The following is a 26433-nucleotide window of genomic DNA, read 5'->3' as shown; positions in this document are numbered from 1 at the left end:
CAGCGGGTCCTAAGCGGACATAAGTTTACCCCAGCCCACGACTCTCGGCCATCAGCTTGGTCATGGCGTAGAGCGCATCCATCGCCGGCGTCTGCGAACCGATCCTCCCCGCAATCTCGCGGGGAGCGCCGACCAGGGCTTCGAGTTCCAGCGGGCGGCCCGCCTCTGCGTCTTGCAGCATGCTGGTCTTGAACGCGCCCAGACGCGCCGTGACCGCCATGCGCTCTTCGCCGCTCTGCTCGATGGGGCAGCCGATGGCGGCTCCGACGGCGGCGGCTTCGGCCATGGCCTGGAGGATGAAGGGTTTCAGCTCCGCGCTGCCGATCAGCCGGTCCGCAGTCGCGCCGGTGAGGGCGGACAGGGGATTGATCGTCATGTTGCCCCACAGCTTGTACCAGATGGCTCGGCGGACGTCCGGGCTGCGCTCGGCGCGGATTCCTGCCTGTTCGAACAGGGTGGCGAGGCGCTCGACGCGGTCGCTCGGCCCGCCTGCGGGCTCGCCGAGGATCAGCTTGTCGGCGTGCACCACCTGCACCTCGGCGGGGGCGACGCGGCGGCAGGCGGCGTGGACGACCGCGCCGATCACCTGAACGGCCGGCAAGGCGGCGGCGACGCGCCCGTCCGGGTCGACCGAGCGCAGCGGCTCCCCGGGCAGGAACCACCAGGGCACACCGTTCTGCAGCGGCAGGATCACTGTGTCCGGCCCGATCAGCGGTCCGGCCGCGCCGGCGGCATCGGCCAGCGCGGTTGCCTTGGTGGCCACGACGACAAGGTCCTGCTCTCCGGCTTCCGCCGCATCACTCACCGCCCGCACAGGCGCGCGCTCCTCGCGGCCCTGCTCCCGCAGCAAGATCCCGTCCCGCAGCGCCGCCAGCGTCTCGCCCCGCGCCACGCACGTCACCTGGTGCCCCGCCAGCGCCAGCCGTCCCGCCAGCCACCCGCCGATCGCGCCCACTCCCACCACGCCGATGTTCATCTTCCCGCTATGCGCGCCAAGCGATAGGGAGGGAAGCGGGAGAGCCCTCATGATTCACCTGACCAAGCGCCAGTTCCTCGCCGGTGGCATCACCGTCGCCGGCACCGCAGCCCCCGTTCCGGCGCTCGCGAGGATGCCGGCTCGGCCGAAGATCGTCACCTACCGCGACCCGAACTGCGGCTGCTGCCACAAGTGGGTCGAGCGGGCACAGTCCGCCGGCTTCGCGGTGGAGGTCCGCCAGGTGCCGGACATCATGGCGGTCAAGGCGAAGCTTGGCGTGCCGGAATCTGTCGCCAGCTGCCATACCAGCGTGGTCGGCGGCTATCTGGTCGAGGGTCACGTTCCGCTCACCGCCGTGAAGAAGCTGCTTGCGACCAAGCCCAAGGGGATCAGCGGCATCGCTGTCCCTGGCATGCCGCGCGGCTCGCCCGGCATGGAGATGCCGGACGGCTCCAGGGATACGTTCGAAGTGATCGCGTTCACTCGCCAGGGTTCCAAGGGCCGCTTCTCGGCCTGACCCGGCCCGCCTCACGCCGCTGCCGACTGCCCGTGGTGCATTCGGGTAGGCCAGTGGTCCCGTAGCCGGCCCTCGTGCTAGGCAAGCCAGCACTATTCGCCGCGGAACGGGGGCGAGTCGCATGGCCACGGAGATCCTGTACCGTGCGTTCCTGAGCTACAGCCACCGCGACAAGCGGGCGGCGGAGCGGCTTCACCACGCGCTCGAGACCTATCGGGTCCCGAGGAGCCTGGTCGGTACGGACTCGCCGAACGGCCCCGTGCCGGAACGGTTGACGCCCATCTTCAAGGACAGGGAAGAGCTGTCCGCCGCTGGTTGCCTGGGCGACGCGATCAATGCGGCGCTTGAGCGGTCGGCGGCGCTGATCGTCGTCTGCTCGCCCGCGGCGGCCGCGTCGCGATGGGTCAACGAGGAGATCCGCGCCTTCAAGCGATTGCACGGGGACAGTCGGGTGTTCGCGGCGATCGTCGAGGGACAGCCGTTCGCGTCCGACCCGGCCGAGGAATGCTTTCCGCCCGCGCTACGCTTCTCGGTCGATGCGGCCGGGCAGCTGACCGATCGTCCTGCCGAGCCGATCGCCGCCGACCTGCGCAAGGAGGGCGATGGCGAGCGGCTCGGCCGGCTGAAGCTCATCGCCGGGCTGCTCGGCGTACGGCTGGATGCGCTGGTCCAGCGCGAGACCCAGCGCCGCAACAAGCGCCTGCGCTATGCCACTGCTGCTTCGGTCGCCGGCATGGCGTTGACCAGCGGTCTTGCCGTCGCGGCCATCGATGCCCGCGACGAAGCCCGCGACCAGCGCAACGAGGCTCAGCGCCAGCGCGCCGAAGCCGACGGCCTGGTCGAATTCATGCTGACCGACCTGCGCGGCAAGCTGGAGCCGGTCGGCCGGCTGGACGTGCTGAAAAGCGTCGGCGACCGTGCGCTGGTCTACTACTCCCGCCAGAACCTCGCCCAGCTTGACGGCGACTCCCTCGGTCGCCGGGCGCGCGCCATGCTGCTGGTGGCGGAGGTGGGCGACCTCCAGGGCGACGAGGAAGCGGCGCGGCGCGGCTTCCGCGAGGCTGCGCGCTCCACGGGCGAGCTGCTGCAGCGGGAGCCGAACAACTGGCAGCGGCTCTACGATCATGCCCAAAGCGAGTTCTGGCTTGCCTACGCCGCTCACAGTCGCGGCGACAACCGCTCCGCCCTGCCGCGCTTCCTGGCCTACCGGAACCTCGGCCGCCGCATGATGGCGATCGCTCCGCAGAGACCAGAATCGCGTGTCGAACTCGCGTCGGCTGAGGTGAACCTCGGGATCGCGCTGGTGGCCGAGGACCGGTTCCAGGAAGCGCTCGCCTCCTTCGAAGTGGCAGCCAGAACCCTGAACGCCATCCGCCCCCGCACCCGCGACATTGCGCTGACTCTTAATCAGGCTTTGGGGCACAAGGCCACGACTCTGTACACTCTCGGCAACAACCAAGGCGCGCTGACGACACGGCGCGAGCAGCTGGCTGTGCTGGGCGAACCCCCGCTCTCAGCGAACGACCGTGAGGTCCAAGAGGCTCGCGCGACCGCGTTGGCGCAGATGGGAACAGCCCTGCTTGCCGAGGGGGAGGTGCGGAACGCGGAGCGTGTGCTGGACGACGCCGTGCGGCGATTCGACGAGCTGGTTGCACTCGACTCAGCCAACAGCGTGTGGGCAGGAGATCGGAATGCATCCCGGATGTGGAGGGCAGTAGCGCGGTCTGCTTACGCCCGCGACAAGGCGAGGGAGGAGATTGCGTCATTGATCCTGACGCAACGAAAGCTCATCGCCCAAACACCCGAATGGGGCCACAAAATGAACCTGCTCCGGATGATCGCCATCGAGCGGGCGCTGACGGGTACGTCGGCGAAGGCTTCCGACCCGGTGATCCTCGAAGCATGGGCACGGCGGCAGTTGCTGAAGCCGGATGAGCGCGCCGTTCTGGCGGCGGTGCTTATCAGTGAAGGTGACGGGATCGCCGAGCGCCAGTCTGCAGAGGCCGAGCGACTTTGGCGCGAGGCCCTGGTGCTGGTCCCGACCCAGCAAAGGGCCACTTGGGCGACGATCCAGCGTTTGCGCGCCGTTCAACGTCTTGGGCAGCCCTATCGAGATGCGAACGACGTCCCTGCGAGTGCTTTCGCAAGCATATTTGCGCGGTCGCCGCGCGGGTGAAGGCGTGAACTCAAGCCAGGAGAGCGGACATGCCGCAGGACACGATGGAAGACGTGGGAATCGGTAGCGTCACCGTATCGATCAACGATCAGCGGAATATCAGCTACAGTGCGGATCCGGTCGAGCCTGATGTGAACGGCAATATTTCCTTCAACCTCGTCTCGACTGGGTCGAAGGTGTGGACGTTCAACTCCAACGACCCGATCAACATCGCCAATCCGCACGACTTTTCGTACACTCTAGTGAGTCCGACCCAGCTGAACGTGACCGACACCTCTGCCGACGAGGCGACGATCCCGCAGCATAACTACACCTTGAAGATCCAGAGCCAGAACGGTGAGAACTTCGAGTTCGATCCTGTCATACGGGACCGTGTCTGACAGCGTGCACCCGGCGGAGCACTGGCGGCGACGGCTCAATCCCTCGCAGCCAGTGCTTCCACATACACACGCGGGCGCTGCGTCGACCCAGTCCTGTTGCCGTCGGTGCCGCCCACGCTCACCCCCATCCGTTCCAGCATGGATTGAAGGGACGCCTGCGTGAAGGGCGAGTTGCGCAGCCGGTCACCGGTGCCCGGGAGCCCGACCACCAGCCCATAGCCAACCAGTTGGTTCGCCCGCACGTTCTCGACCTAGACAATGTCCTTGATTCGCGGGGCGGCGAGTGCCGGCATCGCTCCAAGCCCGGCCGGGGCGATCAGAAACAATCTCGATCTCACCCAAACCCTCCAAACCCGTTTTATCCCTTCATTATAGAGGCAGAACCGCTCAGCGGCGCTCAGTCGGGCCTGTCATCTGGTCAGACACACCAATGTGGATCCCCGTGCGCACGCGACTGAACATGACCTTCGGCAAGCAGCAGGCTGGCGAGGTCGCGGCCGTCCACGGCCACTTGGTGCACGGGCGGGCTCTCTGCTTCTGTGGGCCGGGGCAGCGCGGTCAGGCTGACGGCACTGCTGCTCAGCAATGTGCGCAGGCGTTCGGCGGCAAGTCTGCCTAGCTGGCGCTCAGCTGCGCAACCGGCTTGGGTTGCACGTGGAGCCGTGATACCGGCCAAGTGGTACTCGCGATGATCGTAGCGGAAGCTCGCCGCATCATGGACGCAGTTCCGGTCGCCGGCTGCCTGACAGATCCCGAAGGCAGCTCGAATATCGGTCATTGCGGGCGCGGGCCGCGAATGGTTGCGGACGGCCTGCGCGGGCAATACGCCAGCTTTCCCCATCGAGATCCACATGAGAGCCATCAGGAACAGGGCTAGCATGGGCGGAACGAGCTTTGTCGGGCGCCACACTGTGGGCAGGCCGGCCTGCTCTACCGGAGGCGAAGCGAGCGCGACCGGGGGGTCGAAACGAGGACGCGGAGCTTGGCGCAGCGGCTCGTCCACGCCCGAGGGACCGAAGAATAGAGCCTTTCGCTCAAGGTAGCTCTCGGGCCGTATCCAGTAATGACCCGAGCGCCGGTTAGGCGGGGTCGGAGCGGGCATGCGACCGCCGGTCATGACTGCCCACCTCCGCGTACTTCGGCCAAGGCTCGATAGGCTTTGGGCATTGCGAGCATGGCCGTTGTTGCGCTGATTGCGGTCGCCAACTGACACCAGCTGCACAAGGCACGGTTCTCCGCCCATTCCTCGCGCGCAAGGACCAGGCAGGTGACGAGGTCCGACCAGGCCTTGGCAGCGGCGGCAATTGGCAAGATGGGCTGGCGCTTGGCGCGATACTGCCCGCCGGCAGCAGCGAGTGCGGCCGTTGCCGCATAGGTCAGAACCATGAGGAAACCGTCGGGAGTCTGCAGCCGTTTGTACGCGTAATCGGACGCGTCAACTTGCTCCGCGTCGAAGATCTTGCCTGGGAGGATGTCGGGGAGCTTCTTCAGCAGCCCGGATTGATAGGCGCTGACAACCATTCCGATCACCGCTCCGCCGAAGCTCAAGCCGACTGTCCAGCGGCGCCGCTGGAGGTCGGGCAAATGGCCGAGGCGCAACTCGCGGCTCAGCTGGTGCGGCGGCAGGATCTCATGGCGCATGTGGCTCCACTCCGAGGAGGCCATCACACAACGGTCGAAGCCGCTGCTCGCTCCCGCCATTTGACGGGCGGCGCAAACCATTCGCGGCGCAGGCTTGTTTGGCGTGGGCGAGGCTGTTAGGGGGCGAGCCGCCCACCGGGTACGCCGCTTTAGCTCAGCTGGTAGAGCACATCATTCGTAATGATGGGGTCACGTGTTCGAGTCACGTAAGCGGCACCACGATCTCGGTTAACCTGCAAGAAGCCTGGTCAGGCGTTCGCGCCTGCAAGTCCGTCCCGGACCGATCTGTTCACATCCAGCAGCGGTTCGATTGGTTCGCGGCCGGCGATCACCTCCCTCGTGAAGCGGTCCACCCAAAGCCCGCCGTGGTCGGCGAAACGAGCAAAGCCAACAGAACCGCGCCTGACACAAGCGCTCCCAGCAGCGGCAGCCTGTCCCGCTTTTTCCACCCGGATCGAGAGCTCATCGCCAGAGCAACGCCTACGACCACAATGCCCGCGAGTAGTGAGTCACTTCAGCATGGTGTTCCAGGGATCTCTGGAATAGGAGCCGAGCCGCTTGGCAGGCCCAACCATCCCATATCCAGCGCAAGTTGGACCCTGCGCTGAACCTTGCCAGTTGTGGCGAGTATGCCGGCACTTGGTGACTCCCTTCAGGAACTCACCATAGACAAATGTGGAACATACGCCGAACTTCAACAATCTCCGGAATGGAGGAAGGGCTCGGCACCGGAGGAGCGCAAGCGTCATGATCGAAGCGGAATGGTGGGAATATGACGACATGTCGGAGCTAGCTTCGGCGGTCGCGGGGGATGTCGCCTTCATTGTGGAGAGTGCACTTGAAGCGCGGAATGCCGCTCTCCTCGCGCTGCCGGGCGGTAGCACGCCAGGTCCAATCCTGTCCGAACTGGCGAAGGCGAAGCTCGGCTGGAAGCGCGTCACCATCATTCCGACGGACGAACGGTTGGTTCCGCTCCAGAGCGAACTCAGCAACGTGCGTGCGCTCGCCAAGACGTTCCTTCCCGGCGGAGCACGGGTCCTGCCAATCACAACCGAGAATGCCGACTACCGCCTCGCCGGCAACTCCGCGGATGCGGTGCTGCAGGACCTGCCCTGGCCGCCGGACCTTGTATGGCTGGGGATGGGAGAGGATGGTCACACTGCGTCCATTTTTCCCGGTCCCGATCTGCAGACCGCTCTGGATGCGCCGAAGGCGCGGCGGGCAGTTGGGGTCATGCCGGACCCGCTTCCGGAGAATGCGCCGGTCGCGCGCGTGACCCTCACGCGGGCGTCGATCCTATCCGCGCGAACACTGCTGATCACGGTAACCGGCGATCGCAAGCGGCAACTACTCGAGCAGGCTATTGCGGACGGGCACAGCAGCAAGCTGCCGATCGGTCGCGTACTCGCGGAAGCGGAGCAGCCGATCGACATCCACTGGTGCCCCTGAGTGCTAGCGGAGCCGCTCAGCGTGCCAGTGGAGGTGGGCACTGATGAAGGTGGATATGAAGTAGTAGCTGTGGTCATATCCGGGCTGCCGGCGCAGAGTCAGTGCGATCTGCGCATCCGCGCAGGCGCGTTCCAGGAGTTCGGGTCGCAGTTCGCGATCCAGGAACGGGTCGGAGTCTCCGACGTCAACCAACAACTCGGGTACGCGAGCACCATCCTCGATCAAGGCGACTGCGTCGTGCACCCGCCAGTGCAGACGGTCATTGCCAAGGTAGCGACCTAGCGCTTTCTGACCCCAGGGCACCTGACTGGGCGCAACAATGGGAGCGAAGGCCGAAACGCTGCGGAAGCGATCCGGATGGCGCAAGCCCATCGTCAGTGCACCATGCCCGCCCATCGAATGACCGGTCAGACCTTGCCGGGACAGGTCGACCGGGAACTCCGCGGCCACTAACGCGGGCAGTTCCTCGGTAATGTAGCTCCACATCCGGTAGTGCCGTGCCCATGGCTCCTGACTGGCATCGACGTAGAAGCCTGCCCCGAGCCCGAAGTCCCACGCACCCTCCGGGTCGTCCGGCACCTCCTCACCACGGGGACTCGTATCGGGCGCGACGAACACCAGGCCCAGCTCCGCGCAAACCGCGCGATACTCGCCTTTTTCAGTCACGTTGGCATGGGTGCAGGTCAGGCCCGACAGGTACCAGACCACAGGCAGCCTGCCCCCGCCTTCCGCTTGTGGGGGCAGGAAGATGGAGAAGGTCATGTCCGTTCCCGTCGCCGTCGACGGGTGCCTGACGACAAGCTGACGGCCGCCATGCGACCTGGCTTCGCTCAAGGTTTCCATGGCCCCTTCTTAGCGCTCACGCGGAGCTTGTGGAACGTCACGGACCCTTTGACAGGCCCAGGGCGAGCGGCTGAGGGAAGCTAGGCCGGTACCCTGTGCAGCGCGCACAGCTTGTTTCCGTCCGGGTCTCGCAGGTAGGCAAGGTAGAGCTTGCCGAAGCCGCCCTGTCGCACACCCGGCGGATCTTCGATGGCGGTTCCACCCGCTTCCAGGCCGGCCTGGTGCCAGGCCTTCGCCTGCTCAGGGCCATCGACTGCGAAGCCTATTGTGCATCCATTCCCGTGCGTCGCCGGCTGCCCGTCGATAGGCTTGGTCACGATGAAAATTCCACCATTGTTGAGGTAGACGATCCGACCCTTCTCATCCATTCGTCCGGGCTTGCCGCCCATTGCGGTGAAGAGGGCGTCGTAGAAGCGCTTTGAACGATCAAGATCGTTCGACCCCACCATCATGTGGCTGAACATTCACCCTCCTGTTGTCTGAGCGACGAGCGAGTAGCGCCGTTTCCGCAAAGCTCAAGCAGGCTGGGTCGCCGTTAGCGCCGAGTACAGAGCACGTCCGAGAGGTACCACTCACGGCCGAGGCGCACTCGATCGAAAGCAATGGCCCGGTTGTATCCCGTGTAGTTGCACAGCCGGTTCGCCGTTTGCTGTTCGCATCCGCCCCAGTTTGCACCCTGACATGCGCTTACTCGCTGTCCGCGGATGGACGGACTTGCGAAGAAGATGGTGTTCTCCCCCCTCAGCTGCGGGCCGCCGACCGGGCCGGACCAGTTGCCCCAGTTCCCGCCCGGATAGCCACCTCCCGGTGGGTACCAGCCGCCGCCCAACGGCTGAACGGAGCGGACCGTGGGGAGGCCGAGTGGGCGCGCGTCACGATAGTCGCGATCAACCATGATGCAGCGACCGCTGAAGTTCACGCCTGAACAGACCCGCCAACGTCCCTCAACCCGGATAGAGCCCGCGTTCGTGAACGGGAGGCGGACGCTGTTTTCGTTGCTGCGAAAAGTCGCCGCCGAGCCGCGGTAGTCTCGGGCGTCAAAGAAGGTGATGGTCCCCTGGCCCTGCCCCGGGATCACGACGCGCGCCGCCTCTTGGGCCCCGGCGTGCCCAGAGGCACCGAGCACTCCCGCGACGATGATCAGAGACTTCTTCATGGCTGATCTCCTCGGTTAAGTACCGGCGGCGCCTAGATCCAACACGCAGCCACTTCCGCGCCAAGCCGATCGTTACGGTGCCAGCCTAAACCCGAGGTGATACCGGTGCCAATCCCGTCAATAGATCACCACGCTCCGGATGCTTTCGCCAGCGTGCATCAGGTCAAAGCCCCGGTTGATCTCCTCAAGGCTCAGGACGTGGGTGATCATGGGGTCGATCGCGATTTTTCCATCCATGTACCAATCGACAATCTTCGGAACGTCCGTGCGACCCTTGGCTCCACCGAACGCCGTCCCCCGCCAATTGCGCCCGGTCACGAGCTGGAACGGCCGGGTTGCGATCTCCTTGCCTGCCTCCGCGACGCCGATGATGATCGAGGTTCCCCAGCCGCGGTGGCAGCATTCGAGCGCGGTGCGCATCACTTCCGTGTTGCCCGTTGCATCGAAGCTGTAGTCGGCCCCACCATCGGTGAGTTCGACAACCTTCGCGACGATGTCTTCGCGGCTCATGCCCTTGGTGTTGAGGAAGTCCGTCATGCCGAACCTGCGGCCCCATTCCTCACGATCAGGGTTGATGTCGATCCCGACGATCTTGGTCGCTCCGGCGAGCCGCGCACCCTGGATCACGTTAAGGCCGATGCCGCCCAGCCCGAATACGACGACAGTGTCGCCGACCTGAACCTTCGCCGTGTTGACCACCGCGCCGACGCCGGTGGTGACGCCGCAGCCGATGTAGCAGCTGGTCTTGAATGGTGCGTCCTCGCGGATCTTGGCGACCGCAATCTCCGGCAGGACCGTGAAGTTCGAGAAGGTAGAACAGCCCATGTAGTGGAAGATCGGCTGCCCCCTGTGACTGAAGCGGGTGGTGCCGTCCGGCATCAATCCCTTGCCCTGCGTGGCGCGAATAGCCGTGCACAGGTTCGTCTTGCCGCTCAGGCACGACTTACACTGACGGCATTCGGGCGTGTAGAGCGGGATCACGTGGTCGCCGGGCTTCACGGACGTGACGCCCGCCCCGACCTCACGGATGATGCCTGCACCTTCGTGGCCTAGCACCGAAGGAAAGATGCCTTCGCTGTCGAACCCGTCCAGCGTGTAGGCATCGGTATGGCAGATGCCCGTCGCCATGATCTCAAGGAGCACCTCGCCCGCCTTTGGTCCTTCGAGATCCAGTTCGACGATTTCGAGCGGCTTCTTGGCTTCGAATGCGACGGCTGCGCGGGTCTTCATGGGCGTGTCGTCCTCCTTGTTGGTCCCCGATGCCACGCCGGAGCGCCGGGGCCAAGGGTCCTGACAACTCCCTGTGTTCACGCGACAAATCGAGCCGTGAGGCCGACGAAACGCAATTGCATTCGCGCACCTTGGTCCTAAGCTGGGCTCTGTTTCCAGTGGCCCCCCGGGCCGTGTGGGGGTTCGAAACACTGTTCCGTTGCGTTCGCGCCTCCGCGCGCCTGTTCCTTCTTGCGGTTCCCGCGCTGGTCATTCTGCCGCTGTCCACGCTGGCCGATGCTCAGGTTCCGTCGGTCGTGGAAGAGGTCAAGGTGGTCACTCAAGATGAGGACCGCGCGGCATTCCTGATCCGGTTTTCACCCGCTGTTCCGCAATTTGCACCTGTGAACGCCAACCCGACGCGCCCTGAGCTGCTGCTGCGATCAACCGTGCGCGCGCCGCAGGTCCCCCAGCGCAGTAGCCATCGTAGTATCGTTCGGTCGAGCAGCCTGGAGGCATCCGAAAGCGGGCTCGCCTGGCGCTTCGATACCGTGGCGCCAGCCCAGGTCACCGCGGAGCCGGCCGGCGATAATCGGCTCCAGGTGGTCGTGACCCGGCTGAGCGAGGGCGAGGCCACCGGCATCCGGCCGATCGGCACCACCCCGGATCAGGTCGTTCCCGCATCCGAGCTGCCCGCCTACAATCCAGCCTTCGCCGAAGGTGTGGCCGGAGACTCCTACGAACTCGTGCCGCTCAAGTATGCCGACGTCAGCGAGGTCATCGGCCTGCTGCTCGAAGGCGAGACGGTGCAGCCAAACAACGTGTTCATCCGCCGCGAGCCCGGCTTTGGCTCGATCGCCTCGTCCAGCACGCAGCCGAGCTATGTCAGCGCTCAGAACCAGGCGCAGGGTAACAGTGTGCCGCTCGGTCAATCGTTCGCCGGCCGGGGCCTCGCCATTGACCGACGCCTGAACGCCATTTGGATCACTGGCACGCTCGAGCGGATCGAGCGCATCAAGCAGCAGATCGCATTGATCGACATCCCTGTGGATTCCGTTATCCTGGAAACGCAGTTTGTCGAGTTGACCGAAACTGGCGCGCGAAACCTCGGCATCGACCTTGCAAACTCATCGGGCCAGATCGCCACGGGCACGGTCACGACCGGTGCCAACCTTCCCTTCGGCCTCGATCCGACGACCATCCTCAAGTCGGGCGGGCTTCAGGCCGCGATCTACGCGCAGGTCCAGAAAGGGGAGGGCCGGATCGTTTCGCGTCCGCGGATTGCGGCACAGAGCGGTTCAACTGCCAAGATCATCACGGGTGATGCGCTGCCGATCCTGACCTCCATCACCCTGTCGGGCGTGAACGGCGTCAGTCAGCAGGTGCAATACGTCAATGTGGGAGTGACCCTGCAGATTGCGCCGCGCGTGAGCTCCGATGGCTTCGTTACGTCGCAGATCTACGGCGTCGTCTCGTCCGTGACGGGCTACAGCCAGGGCTATCCCACGATCAGCCAGCGCGAGGCGGAGACCTCCGCATCGGTACGCGACGGAGAGACGTTCGTAATCGGGGGCCTGACCCAGGAGAATAACCTTACAACCAAGGGACGGCTGCCGATCCTGGGAGACATTCCGCTGGTCGGGACCTTGTTCCGGAACGAGCGGTCCACCCGAGCCAAGACCGAACTCTACATCGTGATCACGCCGCATATCGTCCGTCACCGGCGGTTCGAGAGCCCGGACGCCGCCACTGGGGCCGCACCGGAGCAGGCTTCCGTACCGGGAGTGCCGCGCTAGCCGAATAGCTTCCTGCGACCGCCAGTTCCGATCCCTCCCAAGCGAATCCCCTGCGATCCGCCGGCCTGGCGAAGCTCAAGTATGTCTATTCTAAGCGCCTGAGTTAAAAGCATTTTTTCCTCGACAGTGCCGCGAATCGCGTTAGCTTCAACTCTGCTTCCAGTGCCCCTGGTTGCGTCAAACGAGTTGTTCGAGAGGAAAACATGGGGATGAAGAAAGCACTTCTGGCGACCGCGATTGTCCTGCCCATCGCGGCCTTGGCTACCCCTGCGCAAGCGCAGCGTGCGGGTGACAAGATCGACGGCAGCTACATCTGCGTGTTCAACAAGAATGCCGTATCGCGAGGTGCTGCACAGGCCGAAGCCAACCGCGCGGCGGCCTCGGTGGGGGCTCGAGTAAACCACGTGTACAGCGTCGCCATCCGTGGCTTTGCGGCAAACATGGCTCCGCAGGCGGTCGAGCGGATCAAGGCCGCCAACCGCAACATCGAGTATTGCGAGCAGGATCAGGTGGTCACCGTGGTTCCGGTGCAGGCTCAAGGAGGCGGCGTACAGGCGTCCGCGGTCCAGCCCGCGCAGGAGACCCCATGGGGCATTGCCCGAGTGAACGGCGGTGCTTCAGGCACCTTCGCCACGGCGTGGGTCATCGACACCGGGATCGACTTCACGCATCCGGATCTCAACGTCGACACTGCGCGCAGCAAGAGCTTCATTCGGGACATCTCTCCGGTCGACCAGAACGGCCACGGCACGCACGTCGCGGGAACCATTGCGGCCATCAACAACACCATTGGGGTGATCGGCGTCGCGCCAGGAGCCAAGGTGGTTGCGGTCCGAGTGCTCGACCGTCGTGGTAGCGGATCCAACTCCGGCGTGATTGCGGGCGTCGACTATGTCGCCCAGAACGGGCGCGCCGGTGACGTCGCCAACATGAGCCTTGGCGGTGGCGTCAGCACCGCGCTCGACACAGCGGTCGTGAACGCTTCTGCTGGCGGCGTTCGTTTCGCCCTGGCAGCAGGCAACGAGAGCGATAATGCCAACAACCACTCCCCGGCCCGCGCGAATGGCCAGAACATCTACACGGTCTCGGCCTTCTCCGTTGGCGACAAGTGGGCGAGCTTTTCCAACTACGGGAACCCGCCGGTGGACTTCTCCGAACCCGGCGTATCGATCAAGTCGACCTGGCTGAGCGGCGGATACAACACCATCAGCGGGACCTCCATGGCCACTCCGCACCTTGCCGGATTGCTCTTGACTGGAGCCATTCGCGCAGGCGGCAACGTCGCGGGCGATCCGGACGGCAAGCCGGACGTAATCGGCGTCAAGTAAGGGTCAGACGTTACGGAAGGGGCGGCTTGCCATGTGCAGGCCGCCCCTTTTCTTGTCTGCGCCCGATGCCTAGGCTCCCGTGCCGAAAAGGGGAGCATCGATGGGCTGGGCCGACGGGAGACACGCACTCATCACCGGTGGGGGCACCGGCATTGGCGCCGCCGCGGCACGCGCCTTGGCAGCAGAGGGCGCTCGCCTTTCGCTTCTCGGCCGCCGACGCGAGCCATTGGAAGCCGTGGCTGCGGAGGTGAAAGGGACCGCGATACCGTGCGACGTTTCAGATCGGGCTTCGCAGGAAGAAGCTTTCGCCGAGGCGCGGGAGGTGAACGGCCCGCTTGATCTCGTCATCCTCAATGCAGGGGTTGGCGACAGCGCCCCCTTTCAGCGTACGCCGCGTGAGACCTGGGATCGGATCATCGCGACGAACCTGACGGGGCTGTTCGACGGGGCACAGCTGGCGCTCCCGGACCTGCTCCAAGGCGAGGACAAGCGGCTGGTGATCGTGGCGTCCGTGGCGGGCCTCCGGGGAGCAGCATACGCAGCACCTTATGTCGCATCCAAGCACGGGGCGGTCGGCCTGACAAAGAGCCTCGCGCTGGAGTTTGCGAAGACGAACCTCACTGTCAACGCGGTTTGCCCCGCCTTCGTGGACACGCCAATGGTGGACGAAAGCGCCGCCCGGATCGCGCGGGTGACGCGCCGGAGCCAGGACGAGGCCCGGGCGAGTCTCGCCGCGCTGAACGCGAATGGCCGGCTGGTCACGGCCGAGCAAGTGGCGCACGCCATCCTCTATCTGTGCCACCCTGACGCACGATCCGTCACGGGAGCCTGCGTAACAGTAGATGGGGGGACCACCGCATGACCCTCGATCCGCGTTCGCTGGAGCCGTCGCACTTCCTCTGGTCGTTCGCGGACGAGGTCGGCACCATCACTTTGAACCGGCCAGAGCGGAAGAACCCTCTGACATTCGATAGCTACGCCGAGCTGCGCGACCTCTTCCGCCAGCTGGAGTTTACCAGGACGGTGAAGGCGCTGGTCCTCACGGGCGCGGGAGGCAACTTTTGCTCAGGCGGTGACGTCCATGAGATCATCGGCCCCCTGACCCATATGGACCGAAGCGGCCTGCTCGAGTTCACCCGTATGACCGGCGACGTGGTCAAGGCGGTCCGAGCCTGTCCGCAGCCTGTCGTGGCCGCCGTCGAAGGTGTGTGTGCCGGAGCCGGTGCAATTCTGGCCATGGCCAGCGACCTGCGAATCGCCGCACCGAACGCAAAGGCCGCTTTCCTGTTCACTCGCGTCGGCCTGTCCGGCGCCGACATGGGCGCTTGTGCGATCCTGCCCCGGATCATTGGTCACGGCCGAGCGGCGGAGTTGCTGTTCACCGGGCGGTCGATGAGCGCGGAGGAAGGGGAGCGCTGGGGATTCTGGAACCGTGTCACTGACGATCCGCTGGCGCACGCGCAGACGCTCGCTCGCAGCCTCGCTGCCGGCCCGAGCCTGGCGCACGAGATCACCAAGCGGCAGCTCGATGCGGAGTGGCACCTGTCGATCGACGAAGCCATCGATGCGGAGGCGGAGGTCCAGGCCGAGTGCATGGAAACCAACGACTTCCGCCGGGCGTACGAGGCTTTCTCCGCCAAACGCCCCCCGGAGTTCCAAGGTGACTGACTGGCTGTCCTGGCCGTTCTTCGAACCTCGCCATCGTGCGCTGGCGGAGCGGCTGGGAGGCTGGTGCGGGCAGCAGGACTTCGCTCATCGTGAGGACGTCGACAGCGCCTGTCGGGGTCTGGTCCGCTCACTAGGCGCGGCAGGACATCTGCAGCCTTGCGTCGAACCCGACGTGCGGAGTCTGGCAGTCGCCCGTGCGACGCTTGCATGGCACTCAGGCCTCGCGGATTTCGCCTTTGCGATGCAGGGTCTCGGGTCGGGCGCGATCGCGATTGCAGGTTCACCCGAGCAGAGGGCCTTGTGGCTGCCCAAGGTGGCAGCAGGTGACGCGATAGCGGCCTTCGCATTGACGGAACCGGACACGGGCTCCGACGCGGCCAACATCGCCATGCGCGCGGAGGAAGATGCTGACGGTTGGCTGCTGAGCGGAGAGAAGAGCTACATCTCAAACGGAACCATCGCCGACCTCCTCACCGTTTTCGCCCGTAGCGGCGGCGAGGGTCATGGCGGCATTTCGGCCTTCATCGTCCGCGGAGACGACCCCGGCCTTTCCGTATCGGAGCGCATCGAGGTCATTGCGCCGCACCCGCTTGCCCGAATGCGGTTTGAACGCGTGCGCGCGCAACTCATCGGAGCGCCGGGTCAAGGCTTTCGCGTCGCAATGCAGACGCTGACGCGCTTCCGAGTCAGCGTCGCTGCGGCTGCACTGGGGCTGGGACGGCGGGCACTGGACGAAGCTTTGCGCTTCAGTGCGACGCGAAAGCTGGGTGCGGGTGTGCTCGCGGACAATGCCGTTACGCAGGCCAACCTAGCAGAGATGGCGACCTTGAACGATGCGGCCGCGTTGCTGATCGCCCGCGCGGCATGGGCTCAGGACAGCGGCGCTTCCGACCGCCGGACCGCCGCGATGGCCAAGCTCAATGCCACGGAATCCGCTCAGAAAGTCATCGATATGGCGGTTCAATTGCACGGCGGTTTGGGCGTGACGGTGGGTGCGAAAGTGGAAGAACTCTACCGGGAGATCCGAGCGCTACGGATATACGAAGGCGCGAGCGAAGTTCAGCGGCAGATCATCGCCTGCGATCTGCTGAAGTGCGCACACGCATGAAGACGCTGCTCCCGTCCGGGTGGCCGCGGCCGAAGGGCTACAGCAATGGCATGGCTGCGCGCGGACGCGTGATCTTCACGTCCGGAGTGGTTGGCTGGGACGAGCAGGAGCGCTTCACGAGCGAAACCCTTGCAGGTCAGTTCGCCCAAACGCTGCGTAATGTTCTGGCGATCCTGGCTTGCGATGGTGCAGGTCCACAGAACATCGCGCGGCTGACCTGCTACGTCACCAGTATCGCGGAATACCAAGAGAGCCTGGCGGAAATCGGGGCTGCATGGAAAGCGGTCATGGGGCCGCATTATCCCGCAATGGCCCTGGTCGAAGTGGTGCGGCTGGTGGAGGCCCATGCCAAGGTCGAGATCGAAGCGACCGCGGTGGTGCCGGAATGAGGGACCGCTTCGTCGAACAGCGCCTGCCTCCTCCGGAGCTTCTACCCGAGTTCCGCTTCGACTTGCCGGAATTGCACTATCCTGATTGCCTGAACGCGGCGGCGGAGCTGCTGAAGGGCGGTGCGCCCGAAGCGCTGGCCGTCGTGAATGATTTGGGGCGTTGGACCTATGCGGACCTCGACGAGTTCTCGGGTCGGATTGCTCGGCTACTGGTCGTGGAACACGGTCTGATACCCGGTAATCGGGTGCTACTGCGCGGGCCCAACACGTACACGCTTTTCGCGGCCTGGCTGGCCGTGCTCAAGGCCGGTGGAGTGGTGGTCGCAACCATGCCGCTCCTTCGGCCGGGAGAGATCGCGACTGTCATCGACAAGGCCGAGGTCAGCCACGTTCTATGCGATAGCCGCTTCATCGGAGATCTCCGCGAGGCCGTGGAGCAGACGCGCTTCGTCAAGCACGTCATCAAGTATGACGGCGACCATGGCCGAGGCGAGCTTGAGACGCGTACGGGGCCGCTTGCGCCCCTTCCGCCTATGGAGACCGGCCGTGACGATCCTGCGCTGATCGCGTTCACCAGCGGCACGACAGGCGCGCCGAAGGGCTGCGTGCATTTCCACCGCGATGTCCTTGCGCCCTGCGACACCTTTGCGAAGCACGTCGTGGGCATGGCGCCGGGGGACGTAATCCTCACGTCGGCGCCGATCGCGTTCACGTTCGGTCTTGGGGCGACCCTGCTGTTCCCTCTCCGGGCCGGCGCGGCCGCCGCGACGCTCGAACAAGCCAATCCACCCGCTATGCTTGAAGCCATCGCTCGGCACGGTGTCACGCACCTCGCGACTGCACCGACGGCCTACAAGGCGATGCTCTCGAGCCCGGCGCTCGGCGAGGCACTGAAGACCCTCAACACCTGCATCTCGGCCGGTGAGCACCTGCCCAAAGCCACGTTTGGCGCATGGGAGCAACGTACCGGCATCCGCATCATAGACGGCATCGGCTCGACCGAGATGATGCACATCTTCATCTCGGCGAGCGGCGAGGACATCCGCCCAGGCGCGACCGGCCGCGCCGTTCCGGGCTACATCGCGGCGCTGCTCGACACGACAGGCTGCGAGATCGCCGGCGAAGGTCCGGGATGCCTTGCGATCAAGGGTCCGACCGGCTGCCGCTACCTCGCCGACGATCGCCAGCGGGATTACGTCAAGAACGGCTGGAACGTCACGGGCGACACCTACTGCCGGGATGGCAATGGCTACTTCTGGTACATGGCTCGAAGCGACGACATGATCGTCAGCTCAGGTTACAACATCGGTGCACCCGAGGTTGAGAATGCCCTGCTCGGACATCCCGCGGTCGCCGAGTGTGCGGTGGTCGGAGTTCTCTGCGAGGAACGCGGACAGAAAGTGAAGGCGTTCGTGGTGCTGGGCGCCGGCGCGGAGCCCTCCGACGCGCTGATCGAGGAGCTGCAGGCCTTCGTAAAACAGGCCATCGCGCCCTACAAATACCCCCGCCTCATCGAATTCGTTGCCGAACTGCCGAAGACTGCAACGGGAAAGCTCAGGCGAAGCGAGCTTCGGCGAGGCTGATCACTCGAACTCCACGATGACCTGATCGACGCTCAGGCTCTCGCCGGCGCTGACGGGTGTCGACTTCACGGTCGCGCTTTTTTCCGCGCGGAGAATGTTTTCCATCTTCATGGCCTCCACGACAGCTACGGGTTGGCCCGCTTCGACCTTGTCACCGACATTCACGTCCAGCCGAGTGAGCAGGCCCGGCATCGGCGCGATCAGGAACTTCGAAAGATCGGGCGGCACCTTCTCAATCATGTGCCGCGCGAGTTCGGCGACCAGCGGGGTCATGACCGTCACCCGGTGCGTCGCGCCGCGCGTGGTCATCTTCCACGACCGGCCGTCCTTCGCCACCAGCACCGTGCGCTGACGATTGCCGATGCGGGCGCGGACGAGGCGCTGGCCCGGCTCGTAGTCGGCGTCCAGCACCTGCGGCTCCGCGCCGTCCACCACGACCTTGTCGAGTTCGAAGTGCACGCGATGCTCGGCACCGCCGTCGAGCCGAACGATATGGTCCTCGTTGACGGAAACCGGGCCGTTCAGCAGTCCGTCGATCAGGGACGCACGGCGCTCATGCACCGATGCAATTAGCGCGGCGATGGCGCTGAGGTCTGCGGTGAGGGCCTCGTCCGTTGGGGCGCCGGTGAAGCCTTCCGGATACTCCTCCGCGATGAAGCCGGTCGTGATGTTGCCCGAGCGGAAGCGGGGGTGTTGCATCAGCGCCGAGAGGAAATCGACGTTGTGGCCAATACCTTGAATGTCGAACCCGTCCAGCGCCTCGACCTGCGCGTCGATCGCTGCCTCGCGCGTCAGCCCCCAGGTGATCAGCTTGGCAATCATGGGGTCGTAGAACATGGAGACTTCGCCGCCTTCGAAGACGCCGTCGTCGACGCGGGTGCGGACCTCGTCATTCTCTCTCGCACTTGCGTCATTCCCGCGAAGGCGGGGATCCAACTCCTTGCCTCCGTGCGCGAATGATGCTTCAGAAGATGGACCCCCGCCTTCGCGGGGGTGACGACAGGTGGGCGGCGGCTGGTAGCGAACAAGTCGTCCGGTCGAAGGCAAAAACCCCCGATAGGGGTCCTCCGCATAGACCCGCGTCTCCACGCTCCACCCGTCGAGCCGCACTTCGTCCTGAGTGAAGCCAAGCTTCTCACCCGCCGCAACCCGGATCATCTGCTCGACGAGGTCCAAGCCCGTGACCTCCTCGGTCACGGGATGCTCCACCTGCAGCCGGGTGTTCATCTCCAGGAAGTAGAAGCTCTTGCCGGTCGGGTCCGCGCCCGACACGATCAGCTCCACCGTGCCGGCGGAGAAGTAGCCGACGGCACGAGCGAGCGCGACCGCCTGCTCGCCCATGGCCTTGCGCATTTCGGGCGTGACGAAGGGCGACGGCGCTTCCTCGACCACCTTCTGGTGCCGGCGCTGGATCGAGCATTCGCGCTCGCCAAGGTAGACGATGTTGCCATGCTGGTCGCCCAGCACCTGGATCTCGATGTGGCGCGGGCTCTCGATGAACTTTTCGATGAACACGCGGTCGTCGCCGAAGCTGGCGAGCCCTTCGCGCTTGGTCGCCTCGAAGCCCTCGCGCACGTCCTGCTCGCTGTACGCCAGCCGCATGCCCTTGCCGCCACCGCCGGCCGAGGCCTTCATCATCACCGGAAAGCCGATGTCGGCCGCGATCCTGACCGGCTCGTCGGTCGTGGCGATGTCGCCAAGGTAGCCGGGCACGACGTTCACCCCCGCGTCGCGCGCCAGCTTCTTGGACTCGATCTTGTCGCCCATCGCGGCGATGGCGTTCGGCGGCGGGCCGATGAAGGCGATGCCGGCCGCCTTGAGCGCCTCGGCGAAGCTGGTCCGCTCCGACAGGAAGCCGTAGCCCGGATGCACCGCCTCCGCACCCGTCGCCTTGCAAGCGTCGATGATCAGCTCGGCCTTGAGATAGCTCTCGCTTGCCGGCGCCGGCCCCAGCCGAACGCTCTCGTCCGCCATCCGCACATGCGGCGCGCGGGCGTCGGCGTCGGAATAGACGGCGACGGTCTTGATGCCCATGCGCTTCGCCGTGCCGATCACGCGGCAGGCGATTTCCCCGCGATTGGCGATGAGGATTTTGGAGAACATCAGAAGGCTTCCATGAGCGACTTTAGCTCTCGCGTTCTGCTCACACTAAGCTGCTCCAAGCATCCACTCACGTTCATTGGCTCTGCGGTACCTCCACGCGTCCGATAACCTTCCAGGCGACATTGTTCGTCCCGGTACCTCAACCAAGCGCGCTGAGACGCCAGAAGTGCAGCGAAGTACCCGGGCTGCTCGCGATCCATTTGCTTCAGTCTGCCTGCAAGTTGACCGTAGTGCTGAGACATCGCTGCATCAGCCACTCTTGCAGCTTGCGCGGAGCAGACGTTCATATCGGTCTGCGTCTGAGGTTCCTTGCAGTTCGGCTGTGCCTGAGTAGCGGCTAGCATCATCAGCAAACCCAGCATAATTCCCCCTTACTCCGCCGCCTCATCTATCGGCGGCTTGTTGTGCCCGAGCAGCCGCAGCACCTCGTCCGCGGCGTCGGCGAGGTTGGTGCCGGGGCCGAAGATCGCCTGCACCCCCGCGGCGCGGAGAGCGGCGTAGTCCTGCGGTGGGATGACCCCGCCGGCGACAACCTTGATGTCGGCCCGGCCGAGGTCCTTCAGATGGTCGATCAGCTCGGGGATCAACGTCTTGTGCCCGGCCGCGAGGCTGGAGGCGCCGACCACGTCGACGTCGCTGCCGACGGCCAGTTCGGCCGCCTCGCGCGGGGTCTGGAACAGCGGGCCGGCGATGACCTCGAAGCCGAGGTCGCCGAACGCGCTCGACACCAGGTTGGCGCCGCGGTCGTGGCCGTCCTGCCCCATCTTGGCGACGAGGATGCGGGGCTTGCGGCCGAGGCGGGTGGTCACGGCTTGCGTGCCCTGGAGTGCGCCTTGCCAGCGCACGTCTGAGCGCTTGCCGTAAATGCCGGTGACGGGCTCGGGCTTGGTGGCGTAGCGGCCGAAGGCGCGTTCGAGCGCATCGGAAATTTCGCCCAGCGTCGCGCGGACGCGTGCCGCTTCCACGGCGAGGGCCAGCAAGTTGCGCTCACCCTGAGCCTGTCGAAGGGTGGTGAGAGACGCTTCGACAGGCTCAGCGTGGGCGCGGGGGGAGCTTCGCGCTCCAGCCTCGAGCGCCTCCAGCGCCGCCCGCACCTTCGCCTCGTCCCGGCTCGCCCGAACCTGGGCCAGCCGCTCGATCTGCCCGGCGCGCACCTTGGCGTTGTCCACCTCCAGGATGTCGATTTCCGGCTCATTCTCCAGTCGGTAGCGGTTCACGCCGACGATCACCGTCTCGCCCGTGTCGACCTTTGCCTGGCGCTCGGCAGCGGCCTCCTCGATCCGCTTCTTGGGCAGTCCCTCGGCAACAGCCTTGGTCATGCCGCCATGCGCCTCGACCTCCTCGATCAAGGCCCAGGCTCGCTCCTCCAGCTCGCGGGTGAGCGCCTCGACATACCAAGACCCGCCGAGCGGATCGGCGACGGCAGTGACCCAGCTCTCCTCCGCCAGGATCAGCTGCGTATTCCGCGCGATGCGGGCGGAGAAGTCGGTCGGCAGCGCGATCGCCTCGTCGAAGCTGTTGGTGTGCAGCGACTGAGTGCCGCCCAGCACCGCCGCCAGCGCCTCGATCGTGGTGCGAACGATGTTGTTGTACGGGTCCTGCTCGGTCAGGGAGACGCCGCTGGTCTGGCAGTGGGTGCGGAGCAGCTTGGACTTTTCGGACTTGGCGCCGAGGTCGGTCATGATCCGCGCCCACAGCGTGCGCGCCGCGCGCATCTTGGCGACTTCCATGAAGAGGTTCATGCCGATGCCCCAGAAGAAGCTGAGGCGCGGCGCGAAGGCGTCGATGTCGAGCCCGCTCTTCACCGCGGCGCGGACATATTCAATGCCGTCGGCCAGCGTGTAGGCCATCTCCTGCACCGCCGTCGCCCCGGCCTCGTGCATGTGGTAGCCGGAGATGGAGATGCTGTTGAACTTCGGCATCTCGCGGCTCGTGTAGGCGATGATGTCGCTAACGATCCGCATCGAGGGTTCGGGCGGGTAGATGTAGGTGTTGCGGACCGCGAACTCTTTCAGGATGTCGTTCTGAATTGTGCCGGAAAGCTTCGCGCGGTCGACCCCCTGCTCCTCGCCCGCAACGATGTAGAAGGCCATGATCGGCAGCACCGCGCCGTTCATGGTCATGGAGACTGACATTTCGTCCAGTGGGATGCCGTCGAAGAGGAGCTTCATGTCCTCAACGCTATCGATCGCCACGCCGGCCTTGCCGACATCGCCGGAGACGCGCGGATGGTCGCTGTCGTAGCCGCGATGGGTGGCGAGATCGAAGGCGACGGACAGGCCCTTCTGCCCGGCGGCGAGGTTGCGGCGGTAGAAGGCGTTGGATTCTTCGGCGGTGGAGAAGCCCGCATACTGCCGGATGGTCCATGGCCGCCCCGCGTACATGGTCGCATACGGGCCGCGCGTGTAGGGCGCGGCGCCGGGGTAGCCGCTGTCGATCCCGGCTGCGTCTTGCGGACCGTAGACCGTCTTCAGAGTGATGCCCTCCGGCGTGGTGCGGGTCAGATCCTGGCCGCGGGCCTCCTTCGTGGCGAGGTTCTTCCAGGCTTCAAGCTTGTCGTTGGACATGATTCAACCCTCTAGCCAGTCGCGACGAACGGTCCAGCATAAAGGTCCTGTCGAGCCCACGGCGCTGCCCCGGAGGCACTTCCCTCCAAGCTGGACGAGAAGGCAGTTCCTGTTTCGTTCCGAGCGGGTTAGAACGGGACCGAAAGGATTGTTCATGCCGGCTTGGTCAACTGAAGTGGCCGACAAGTTCATCGCTTTGGCCAAGCAGGACGGCCGAACGCTGGACCAGCTGCAATTGCAGAAGCTGGTCTACATTGCTCATGGTTGGTGTCTGGCCGCGACTGGTCAGCCCCTAACGGGAGATCGACCCGAAGCGTGGGACCATGGGCCGATCTACCGCCGGCTTGCGGACGCTCTGGCAGGTCGAGGCCTTGATCCCGTTTTTGGAACCACAAGCTGCCAAGCGGACGCGGAAACTTCCTCCGGTCTGGACGCAGTTGAAGTGGCGATGATTGTCCGAACCTATAAGGAGTATGGGAGCTTCCCGGCGTCGCAGCTGTCGAACCTCACGCGTCGCGCGAACGCGCCGTGGGAGCAGGTGTATCAGCGCGGCGCAGGCAGGTTCAAAGACATATCCCACCTGCTTGTGCGTGAGCAATTTGTTGAACTTGCCTCCTCATCCTCCCGGTCACGGCGTTGACACGGACATCTGCACAGCCGGCCTTGCCGAGGTCGGACGCGGCTGTGTAGCGGACGATATCGAAACAGCCGAACCCCATCGCATTTCTGATGCGGCAAATAGAACTTGAAGAGGCTCGGGCTCGGACCACTCGCGAACTACGTCGCGACCGGAGGCGTGCACTGGTCGTGAAGCACCGACTCTGGCAGCAGCATGTCAGCATCGCCATCGTGGTCGCACTCATGACGGGCGTGGCCCTCCGCCCGAATGGACACTCGTCGGAGGGTCTGATCGCGCTTGTGGTGCTTGCCCATGCGATCATTCGGGCGGCTTTCGGCCTTGGGCTGCCGCCCGACCGTTGCTTCGGCGTGATGTCAGCGAAGACTTCCTGACGAGCCCGGCACAAGCTGGGTGCCGGTCGACAAGCCGAAGGATCAACGCCCGCTAAGCACCAGCACTGGCCACTCGCCCTCACTCTTCTCCAGAACCTCTAGGCCATGCTGTCTGTAGGCGACAGCGACGGCGTGCGCCTGCGTGTCCAGTAGCCCAGCGAGGATGAGCGTCGCCTCGGGTGCGAGTGCCTGCACGAAGTCTGGCGCGAGCTCGATCAGGGGGCCGGCAAGAATGTTCGCGATGAGCAGGTCGAACGGAGCACGGGCGCTGAGAAGGGGCGAGTCCATGCCATCGGCAACCGCCAGCAGCAGCTCGCCGGGAGCGTGTCCCATCGCGATGCCATTAATCAGCGCATTGTCGCGGGCCACATCGACTGCAATCGGGTCGATGTCGGTCGCAATGGCGCGCGCTTCGGGCCAGAGCTTGAGTGCGGCAAAGGCGAGAAGGCCAGTGCCGGTGCCGATGTCGGCGACATTGACGAAATGCTTGCCCTGGCGCTGCAGCCGGTCCAGCGCAGCCAGGCAGCCCGCGGTCGTGGCATGCTGGCCCGTGCCGAAGGCGAGCCCGGCGTCGATCTCGAAAGCAATGGCTCCTGCCGGAATGGCATCGCGATGCGTGGGCGTATGGACGTAGAAACGGCCGGCCTGGATCGGCTGAAGCCCGGCCTGGCTCTGCGTGACCCAGTCTTCCTCACCGAGCTGCTCGATGCGGGGCGGTCCGCTGGAAAGGCGGCAGAGGAGCGCGAGATCGTCGCCGGTGGGCTCATGCTCGAAGTAGGCGTGGATCAGCCAGTCATCCGGCCTGGACGGATCGGGCTCATCAGCGACCAGAACCGGCGGGACGTCAGTTTCGGTGAACAGGTCATCGGCCTCGGGGAGGGCCTCCGCCTGGGCACGGTTGCAGGGGAGGGTGACGCGCCAGCTCACTTGGGCGCCGCTTCCGCTGCCAAGCGCACGTCGAGGCGCTTGCCCGCTGCCGCCGCATAGTCGCGGCAAGCCTGAGGGTTGGTGAGCGAGGCGGTGCCCGAGATACGCTCAGGCAGGTTGCTGGCGGCCGGGTGCGGGGTAAGGAGGATGTCGCAGTCCGTCGCGGCGAGCCTCGCCAGACCGGAGCGGAACGCGGCGAGATAGGCCGGATGATCGCTGAAGCGGTATGTGTCGCTGCTGATGGCAGACAGGCTATCCGCATAAACCATGCGCCGGCACACGCCTCCGTCACAGCTGCCCCAGGTCCAGCTGAGAGCGCCAGGCGTGTGGCCGGGGGTTGCGATTGCCGTCAGCAGGAGTTCGCCCAGCCGCACCGTTCCGTTGTCCTCTATCAACCGGTCTACGCGAGCGGCGGGGAAGGGCTTGTGCATGCCAGCCTGTGGGTCGTTGCCGCCGTTGGTGCCCGTGGCGAACACCTTGGCGGCGGCTGGCGACGCAATGAGCTGCGCCCCCGTCAGCTGCTGCAAGCGAGCCATGCCGCCGACATGGTCGAGATGCTCATGGCTATGGAGAAGATACTTCACGTCCGAGAGCTTGAAGCCGAGCTGACGAATGTTGCGCGCCACGACGTCCGCGCCCTTTTCCGTGCCGCTGTCGATCAGGATGTGCCCGTCTCGACCGGTGATCAGGATGGCCGCAATGCCGCAGGTTCCGACCAGATAGGTGTTGCCGTGGATGCGGACGGGCGGCGCGGGCTGATCCCACTCGGTCGAGCCACCGCAGGCTTGAACCCACTCGGGGCCAGCCTGCTCGATCGGAGCACGAGCGCGCTCGACCTGCGCCGGAGGCGGGCCGAGCGGGATGACGATCTGTTGCGTCGCAAGTGCCAGCACGATGAGGTTAGCGGACATAGCTCGCACCGTTGGCATCGATGACGGAGCCAGTGGCGGATGCCGGGGCTTCCGTCGCCAGCCAGCGGATGATCTCACCGATCTCGGCGGCACTGGCCACTCGGCCGAGCGGGATCTCGGCGAGGATCTTCTCGCCACCTCGGCTGGCGAGATATTCTTCAGTCATCTCGGTCACGGTGAAGCCAGGGCAGACGGCGAACGCCACGATGTTCTCGGCGGCATAGCCGCGGGCGATCGTCTTGGTGACGCCAACCATGGCCGCTTTCGACGCAGCGTAATGCCAGTGCTGGGGCGAGTCGCCCCGATAGGCGGCACGGCTGGCGACGTTGACGATCCGGCCGCCACCGAACGTGCGAAAGTGCGCGATAGCCAAACGGCTGAGGTCGCTCGAGGCTTGCAGGTTGATGGTCATGGTCCGCGCCCAAGCCGCATGCCAACCCTCGTCGGGCGCGTCGTCGGGAACACCTTCGTAGATGCCGGCATTGTTGATCAGTACATCAATCCGTCCGCCGAGCGCGTGAACGGCCTGGTCCCATAATCGGCGGGGCGCGTCGGGAAGGGCCAGGTCGGCATCGATCAGCCCCGAGCCTCCCCGGGTGGAGTGGCCGGCGACACGGTGACCGGCCTGTTCGAGTGCGGTGCGAGCGGCCGCGCCGATCCCTCGGCTGGCTCCGGTGAGGAGGATGTTCATGGGG

At 65.3% G+C, this 26433-nt stretch carries 26 protein-coding genes, 1 tRNA gene and 1 pseudogene; 14 read left to right on the top strand and 14 right to left on the bottom strand.

The window, feature by feature from the left end; translation table 11 throughout:
• Positions 1 to 25: 25 nt before the first annotated feature.
• Complete coding sequence (locus tag JT720_RS03545) at positions 26 to 976, bottom strand: ketopantoate reductase family protein (RefSeq protein ID WP_205479395.1); 951 nt, start codon at positions 974 to 976, stop codon at positions 26 to 28.
• Positions 977 to 1025: 49 nt separating this feature from the next.
• On the opposite strand from JT720_RS03545, the gene JT720_RS03540 reads away from it, so the two are divergent.
• The 3 genes from JT720_RS03540 (at position 1026) to JT720_RS03530 (ending at position 4049) form a co-directional block, all read left to right on the top strand.
• The gene (locus JT720_RS03540) at positions 1026 to 1493 is read left to right on the top strand and encodes a DUF411 domain-containing protein (protein ID WP_205479394.1); all 468 of its coding nucleotides are present in this window, start codon (positions 1026 to 1028) and stop codon (positions 1491 to 1493) included.
• 121 nt (positions 1494 to 1614) lie between these two features.
• Entirely contained in the window at positions 1615 to 3669 is a 2055-nt protein-coding gene (locus tag JT720_RS03535) for a toll/interleukin-1 receptor domain-containing protein (protein ID WP_205479393.1), read from the top strand.
• 29 nt (positions 3670 to 3698) lie between these two features.
• The gene (locus JT720_RS03530) at positions 3699 to 4049 is read left to right on the top strand and encodes a hypothetical protein (RefSeq protein WP_205479392.1); all 351 of its coding nucleotides are present in this window, start codon (positions 3699 to 3701) and stop codon (positions 4047 to 4049) included.
• Positions 4050 to 4153: 104 nt separating this feature from the next.
• Here JT720_RS03530 and JT720_RS03525 read toward each other — a convergent pair.
• The 3 genes and pseudogenes from JT720_RS03525 to JT720_RS03515 form a co-directional block, all read right to left on the bottom strand.
• A pseudogene (locus JT720_RS03525) lies at positions 4154 to 4342 on the bottom strand (flagellar basal body P-ring protein FlgI); the annotation flags it as partial.
• 125 nt (positions 4343 to 4467) lie between these two features.
• Positions 4468 to 4827, bottom strand: a complete 360-nt coding sequence (locus tag JT720_RS03520) for a hypothetical protein (protein ID WP_205479391.1) — start codon at positions 4825 to 4827, stop codon at positions 4468 to 4470.
• A gap of 335 nt (positions 4828 to 5162) precedes the next feature.
• On the bottom strand, positions 5163 to 5714 hold the full coding sequence (locus JT720_RS03515) for a vitamin K epoxide reductase family protein (protein WP_205479390.1): 552 nt from the start codon (positions 5712 to 5714) through the stop codon (positions 5163 to 5165).
• A 119-nt stretch (positions 5715 to 5833) separates the two neighbouring features.
• Between JT720_RS03515 and JT720_RS03510 the strand changes: the two genes are divergently transcribed.
• Positions 5834 to 5909 (top strand) — tRNA-Thr (locus JT720_RS03510).
• Positions 5910 to 6437: 528 nt separating this feature from the next.
• The gene (pgl, locus tag JT720_RS03505; RefSeq protein ID WP_205479388.1) at positions 6438 to 7139 is read left to right on the top strand and encodes a 6-phosphogluconolactonase; all 702 of its coding nucleotides are present in this window, start codon (positions 6438 to 6440) and stop codon (positions 7137 to 7139) included.
• A gap of 3 nt (positions 7140 to 7142) precedes the next feature.
• On the opposite strand, the gene fghA is transcribed toward pgl, so the two are convergent.
• The 4 genes from fghA to JT720_RS03485 all read right to left on the bottom strand — a co-directional run bounded on the left by fghA (position 7143) and on the right by JT720_RS03485 (position 10368).
• Positions 7143 to 7982 carry an S-formylglutathione hydrolase gene (gene fghA / locus JT720_RS03500; RefSeq protein WP_205479387.1) on the bottom strand — a complete coding sequence of 280 codons (840 nt, stop codon included), beginning with the start codon at positions 7980 to 7982 and terminating at the stop codon, positions 7143 to 7145.
• Positions 7983 to 8062: 80 nt separating this feature from the next.
• Complete coding sequence (locus tag JT720_RS03495) at positions 8063 to 8446, bottom strand: VOC family protein (RefSeq protein ID WP_205479385.1); 384 nt, start codon at positions 8444 to 8446, stop codon at positions 8063 to 8065.
• A gap of 71 nt (positions 8447 to 8517) precedes the next feature.
• A complete protein-coding gene (locus JT720_RS03490; RefSeq protein ID WP_205479384.1) occupies positions 8518 to 9138 on the bottom strand; it encodes a beta/gamma crystallin-related protein in 621 nt (206 codons plus the stop codon).
• A gap of 117 nt (positions 9139 to 9255) precedes the next feature.
• Complete coding sequence (locus JT720_RS03485) at positions 9256 to 10368, bottom strand: S-(hydroxymethyl)glutathione dehydrogenase/class III alcohol dehydrogenase (protein WP_205479382.1); 1113 nt, start codon at positions 10366 to 10368, stop codon at positions 9256 to 9258.
• A 158-nt stretch (positions 10369 to 10526) separates the two neighbouring features.
• Between JT720_RS03485 and JT720_RS03480 the strand changes: the two genes are divergently transcribed.
• From JT720_RS03480 to JT720_RS03450, 7 genes are all read left to right on the top strand, one after another.
• Positions 10527 to 12143 carry a hypothetical protein gene (locus JT720_RS03480; RefSeq protein WP_205479380.1) on the top strand — a complete coding sequence of 539 codons (1617 nt, stop codon included), beginning with the start codon at positions 10527 to 10529 and terminating at the stop codon, positions 12141 to 12143.
• Between the two features lie 209 nt (positions 12144 to 12352).
• The gene (locus tag JT720_RS03475) at positions 12353 to 13471 is read left to right on the top strand and encodes a S8 family peptidase (RefSeq protein WP_237219631.1); all 1119 of its coding nucleotides are present in this window, start codon (positions 12353 to 12355) and stop codon (positions 13469 to 13471) included.
• A 100-nt stretch (positions 13472 to 13571) separates the two neighbouring features.
• Positions 13572 to 14333 carry an SDR family NAD(P)-dependent oxidoreductase gene (locus tag JT720_RS03470; RefSeq protein ID WP_205479378.1) on the top strand — a complete coding sequence of 254 codons (762 nt, stop codon included), beginning with the start codon at positions 13572 to 13574 and terminating at the stop codon, positions 14331 to 14333.
• The gene (locus JT720_RS03465) at positions 14330 to 15139 is read left to right on the top strand and encodes an enoyl-CoA hydratase family protein (protein ID WP_205479377.1); all 810 of its coding nucleotides are present in this window, start codon (positions 14330 to 14332) and stop codon (positions 15137 to 15139) included. The genes JT720_RS03470 and JT720_RS03465 overlap by 4 nt, the downstream gene beginning before the upstream one ends.
• Complete coding sequence (locus JT720_RS03460; protein WP_336511931.1) at positions 15132 to 16247, top strand: acyl-CoA dehydrogenase family protein; 1116 nt, start codon at positions 15132 to 15134, stop codon at positions 16245 to 16247. The genes JT720_RS03465 and JT720_RS03460 overlap by 8 nt, the downstream gene beginning before the upstream one ends.
• Positions 16244 to 16636, top strand: a complete 393-nt coding sequence (locus JT720_RS03455) for a RidA family protein (protein ID WP_205479375.1) — start codon at positions 16244 to 16246, stop codon at positions 16634 to 16636. The genes JT720_RS03460 and JT720_RS03455 overlap by 4 nt, the downstream gene beginning before the upstream one ends.
• On the top strand, positions 16633 to 18219 hold the full coding sequence (locus tag JT720_RS03450; protein WP_205479374.1) for an AMP-binding protein: 1587 nt from the start codon (positions 16633 to 16635) through the stop codon (positions 18217 to 18219). The genes JT720_RS03455 and JT720_RS03450 overlap by 4 nt, the downstream gene beginning before the upstream one ends.
• On the opposite strand, the gene JT720_RS03445 is transcribed toward JT720_RS03450, so the two are convergent.
• From JT720_RS03445 to scpA, 3 genes are read right to left on the bottom strand one after another with little or no spacing between them, the layout of a single operon-like run.
• The gene (locus JT720_RS03445; RefSeq protein WP_205479373.1) at positions 18220 to 20322 is read right to left on the bottom strand and encodes an ATP-binding protein; all 2103 of its coding nucleotides are present in this window, start codon (positions 20320 to 20322) and stop codon (positions 18220 to 18222) included.
• The gene (locus JT720_RS14210) at positions 20322 to 20666 is read right to left on the bottom strand and encodes a lysozyme inhibitor LprI family protein (RefSeq protein ID WP_419555390.1); all 345 of its coding nucleotides are present in this window, start codon (positions 20664 to 20666) and stop codon (positions 20322 to 20324) included. Before JT720_RS14210 ends, JT720_RS03445 begins: the two co-directional genes overlap by 1 nt.
• Positions 20667 to 20693: 27 nt before the next feature.
• Positions 20694 to 22889, bottom strand: a complete 2196-nt coding sequence (gene scpA / locus JT720_RS03435; RefSeq protein WP_205479370.1) for a methylmalonyl-CoA mutase — start codon at positions 22887 to 22889, stop codon at positions 20694 to 20696.
• Positions 22890 to 23064: 175 nt separating this feature from the next.
• Here scpA and JT720_RS03430 point away from each other — a divergent pair, with 175 nt between their 5' ends.
• Positions 23065 to 23529, top strand: a complete 465-nt coding sequence (locus JT720_RS03430; RefSeq protein WP_205479368.1) for a type II toxin-antitoxin system antitoxin SocA domain-containing protein — start codon at positions 23065 to 23067, stop codon at positions 23527 to 23529.
• A 167-nt stretch (positions 23530 to 23696) separates the two neighbouring features.
• The gene (locus tag JT720_RS03425) at positions 23697 to 23900 is read left to right on the top strand and encodes a hypothetical protein (protein ID WP_205479366.1); all 204 of its coding nucleotides are present in this window, start codon (positions 23697 to 23699) and stop codon (positions 23898 to 23900) included.
• Positions 23901 to 23942: 42 nt separating this feature from the next.
• On the opposite strand, the gene JT720_RS03420 is transcribed toward JT720_RS03425, so the two are convergent.
• Genes JT720_RS03420 through JT720_RS03410 form a run of 3 tightly spaced genes read right to left on the bottom strand, consistent with a single transcriptional unit; the run spans position 23943 to position 26429 of the window.
• Complete coding sequence (locus tag JT720_RS03420; protein ID WP_205479365.1) at positions 23943 to 24827, bottom strand: 50S ribosomal protein L11 methyltransferase; 885 nt, start codon at positions 24825 to 24827, stop codon at positions 23943 to 23945.
• Positions 24824 to 25738, bottom strand: a complete 915-nt coding sequence (gene bla, locus JT720_RS03415) for a subclass B3 metallo-beta-lactamase (RefSeq protein WP_205479364.1) — start codon at positions 25736 to 25738, stop codon at positions 24824 to 24826. The genes JT720_RS03420 and bla overlap by 4 nt, the downstream gene beginning before the upstream one ends.
• A complete protein-coding gene (locus tag JT720_RS03410) occupies positions 25728 to 26429 on the bottom strand; it encodes an SDR family NAD(P)-dependent oxidoreductase (RefSeq protein ID WP_205479363.1) in 702 nt (233 codons plus the stop codon). Before JT720_RS03410 ends, bla begins: the two co-directional genes overlap by 11 nt.
• Positions 26430 to 26433: the final 4 nt, after the last annotated feature.

It is taken from the genome of Sphingomonas arenae (genome assembly GCF_016924655.1).
GTDB classification, from domain to species: domain Bacteria; phylum Pseudomonadota; class Alphaproteobacteria; order Sphingomonadales; family Sphingomonadaceae; genus Sphingomicrobium; species Sphingomicrobium arenae.
Note: the sequence above shows the minus strand (reverse complement) of the source record. Positions and strands in the feature narration are given on the sequence as shown.

Excerpts from the sequence above, each read along its gene's own strand:
- JT720_RS03545 (WP_205479395.1), bottom strand. The coding sequence starts at position 976 with ATGAACATCGGCGTGGTGGGAGTGGGCGCGATCGGCGGGTGGCTGGCG.
- scpA (WP_205479370.1), bottom strand. The coding sequence starts at position 22,889 with ATGTCCAACGACAAGCTTGAAGCCTGGAAGAACCTCGCCACGAAGGAG.
- fghA (WP_205479387.1), bottom strand. The coding sequence starts at position 7,982 with ATGGAAACCTTGAGCGAAGCCAGGTCGCATGGCGGCCGTCAGCTTGTC.
- JT720_RS03485 (WP_205479382.1), bottom strand. The coding sequence starts at position 10,368 with ATGAAGACCCGCGCAGCCGTCGCATTCGAAGCCAAGAAGCCGCTCGAA.
- JT720_RS03520 (WP_205479391.1), bottom strand. The coding sequence starts at position 4,827 with ATGACCGATATTCGAGCTGCCTTCGGGATCTGTCAGGCAGCCGGCGAC.
- JT720_RS03465 (WP_205479377.1), top strand. The coding sequence starts at position 14,330 with ATGACCCTCGATCCGCGTTCGCTGGAGCCGTCGCACTTCCTCTGGTCG.
- JT720_RS03475 (WP_237219631.1), top strand. The coding sequence starts at position 12,353 with ATGAAGAAAGCACTTCTGGCGACCGCGATTGTCCTGCCCATCGCGGCC.
- JT720_RS03410 (WP_205479363.1), bottom strand. The coding sequence starts at position 26,429 with ATGAACATCCTCCTCACCGGAGCCAGCCGAGGGATCGGCGCGGCCGCT.
- bla (WP_205479364.1), bottom strand. The coding sequence starts at position 25,738 with ATGTCCGCTAACCTCATCGTGCTGGCACTTGCGACGCAACAGATCGTC.
- JT720_RS03450 (WP_205479374.1), top strand. The coding sequence starts at position 16,633 with ATGAGGGACCGCTTCGTCGAACAGCGCCTGCCTCCTCCGGAGCTTCTA.
- JT720_RS03530 (WP_205479392.1), top strand. The coding sequence starts at position 3,699 with ATGCCGCAGGACACGATGGAAGACGTGGGAATCGGTAGCGTCACCGTA.
- JT720_RS03515 (WP_205479390.1), bottom strand. The coding sequence starts at position 5,714 with ATGGCCTCCTCGGAGTGGAGCCACATGCGCCATGAGATCCTGCCGCCG.
- JT720_RS03470 (WP_205479378.1), top strand. The coding sequence starts at position 13,572 with ATGGGCTGGGCCGACGGGAGACACGCACTCATCACCGGTGGGGGCACC.
- JT720_RS03535 (WP_205479393.1), top strand. The coding sequence starts at position 1,615 with ATGGCCACGGAGATCCTGTACCGTGCGTTCCTGAGCTACAGCCACCGC.
- JT720_RS03455 (WP_205479375.1), top strand. The coding sequence starts at position 16,244 with ATGAAGACGCTGCTCCCGTCCGGGTGGCCGCGGCCGAAGGGCTACAGC.
- JT720_RS03490 (WP_205479384.1), bottom strand. The coding sequence starts at position 9,138 with ATGAAGAAGTCTCTGATCATCGTCGCGGGAGTGCTCGGTGCCTCTGGG.
- JT720_RS03445 (WP_205479373.1), bottom strand. The coding sequence starts at position 20,322 with ATGTTCTCCAAAATCCTCATCGCCAATCGCGGGGAAATCGCCTGCCGC.
- JT720_RS14210 (WP_419555390.1), bottom strand. The coding sequence starts at position 20,666 with ATGCTAGCCGCTACTCAGGCACAGCCGAACTGCAAGGAACCTCAGACG.
- JT720_RS03495 (WP_205479385.1), bottom strand. The coding sequence starts at position 8,446 with ATGTTCAGCCACATGATGGTGGGGTCGAACGATCTTGATCGTTCAAAG.
- pgl (WP_205479388.1), top strand. The coding sequence starts at position 6,438 with ATGATCGAAGCGGAATGGTGGGAATATGACGACATGTCGGAGCTAGCT.
- JT720_RS03540 (WP_205479394.1), top strand. The coding sequence starts at position 1,026 with ATGATTCACCTGACCAAGCGCCAGTTCCTCGCCGGTGGCATCACCGTC.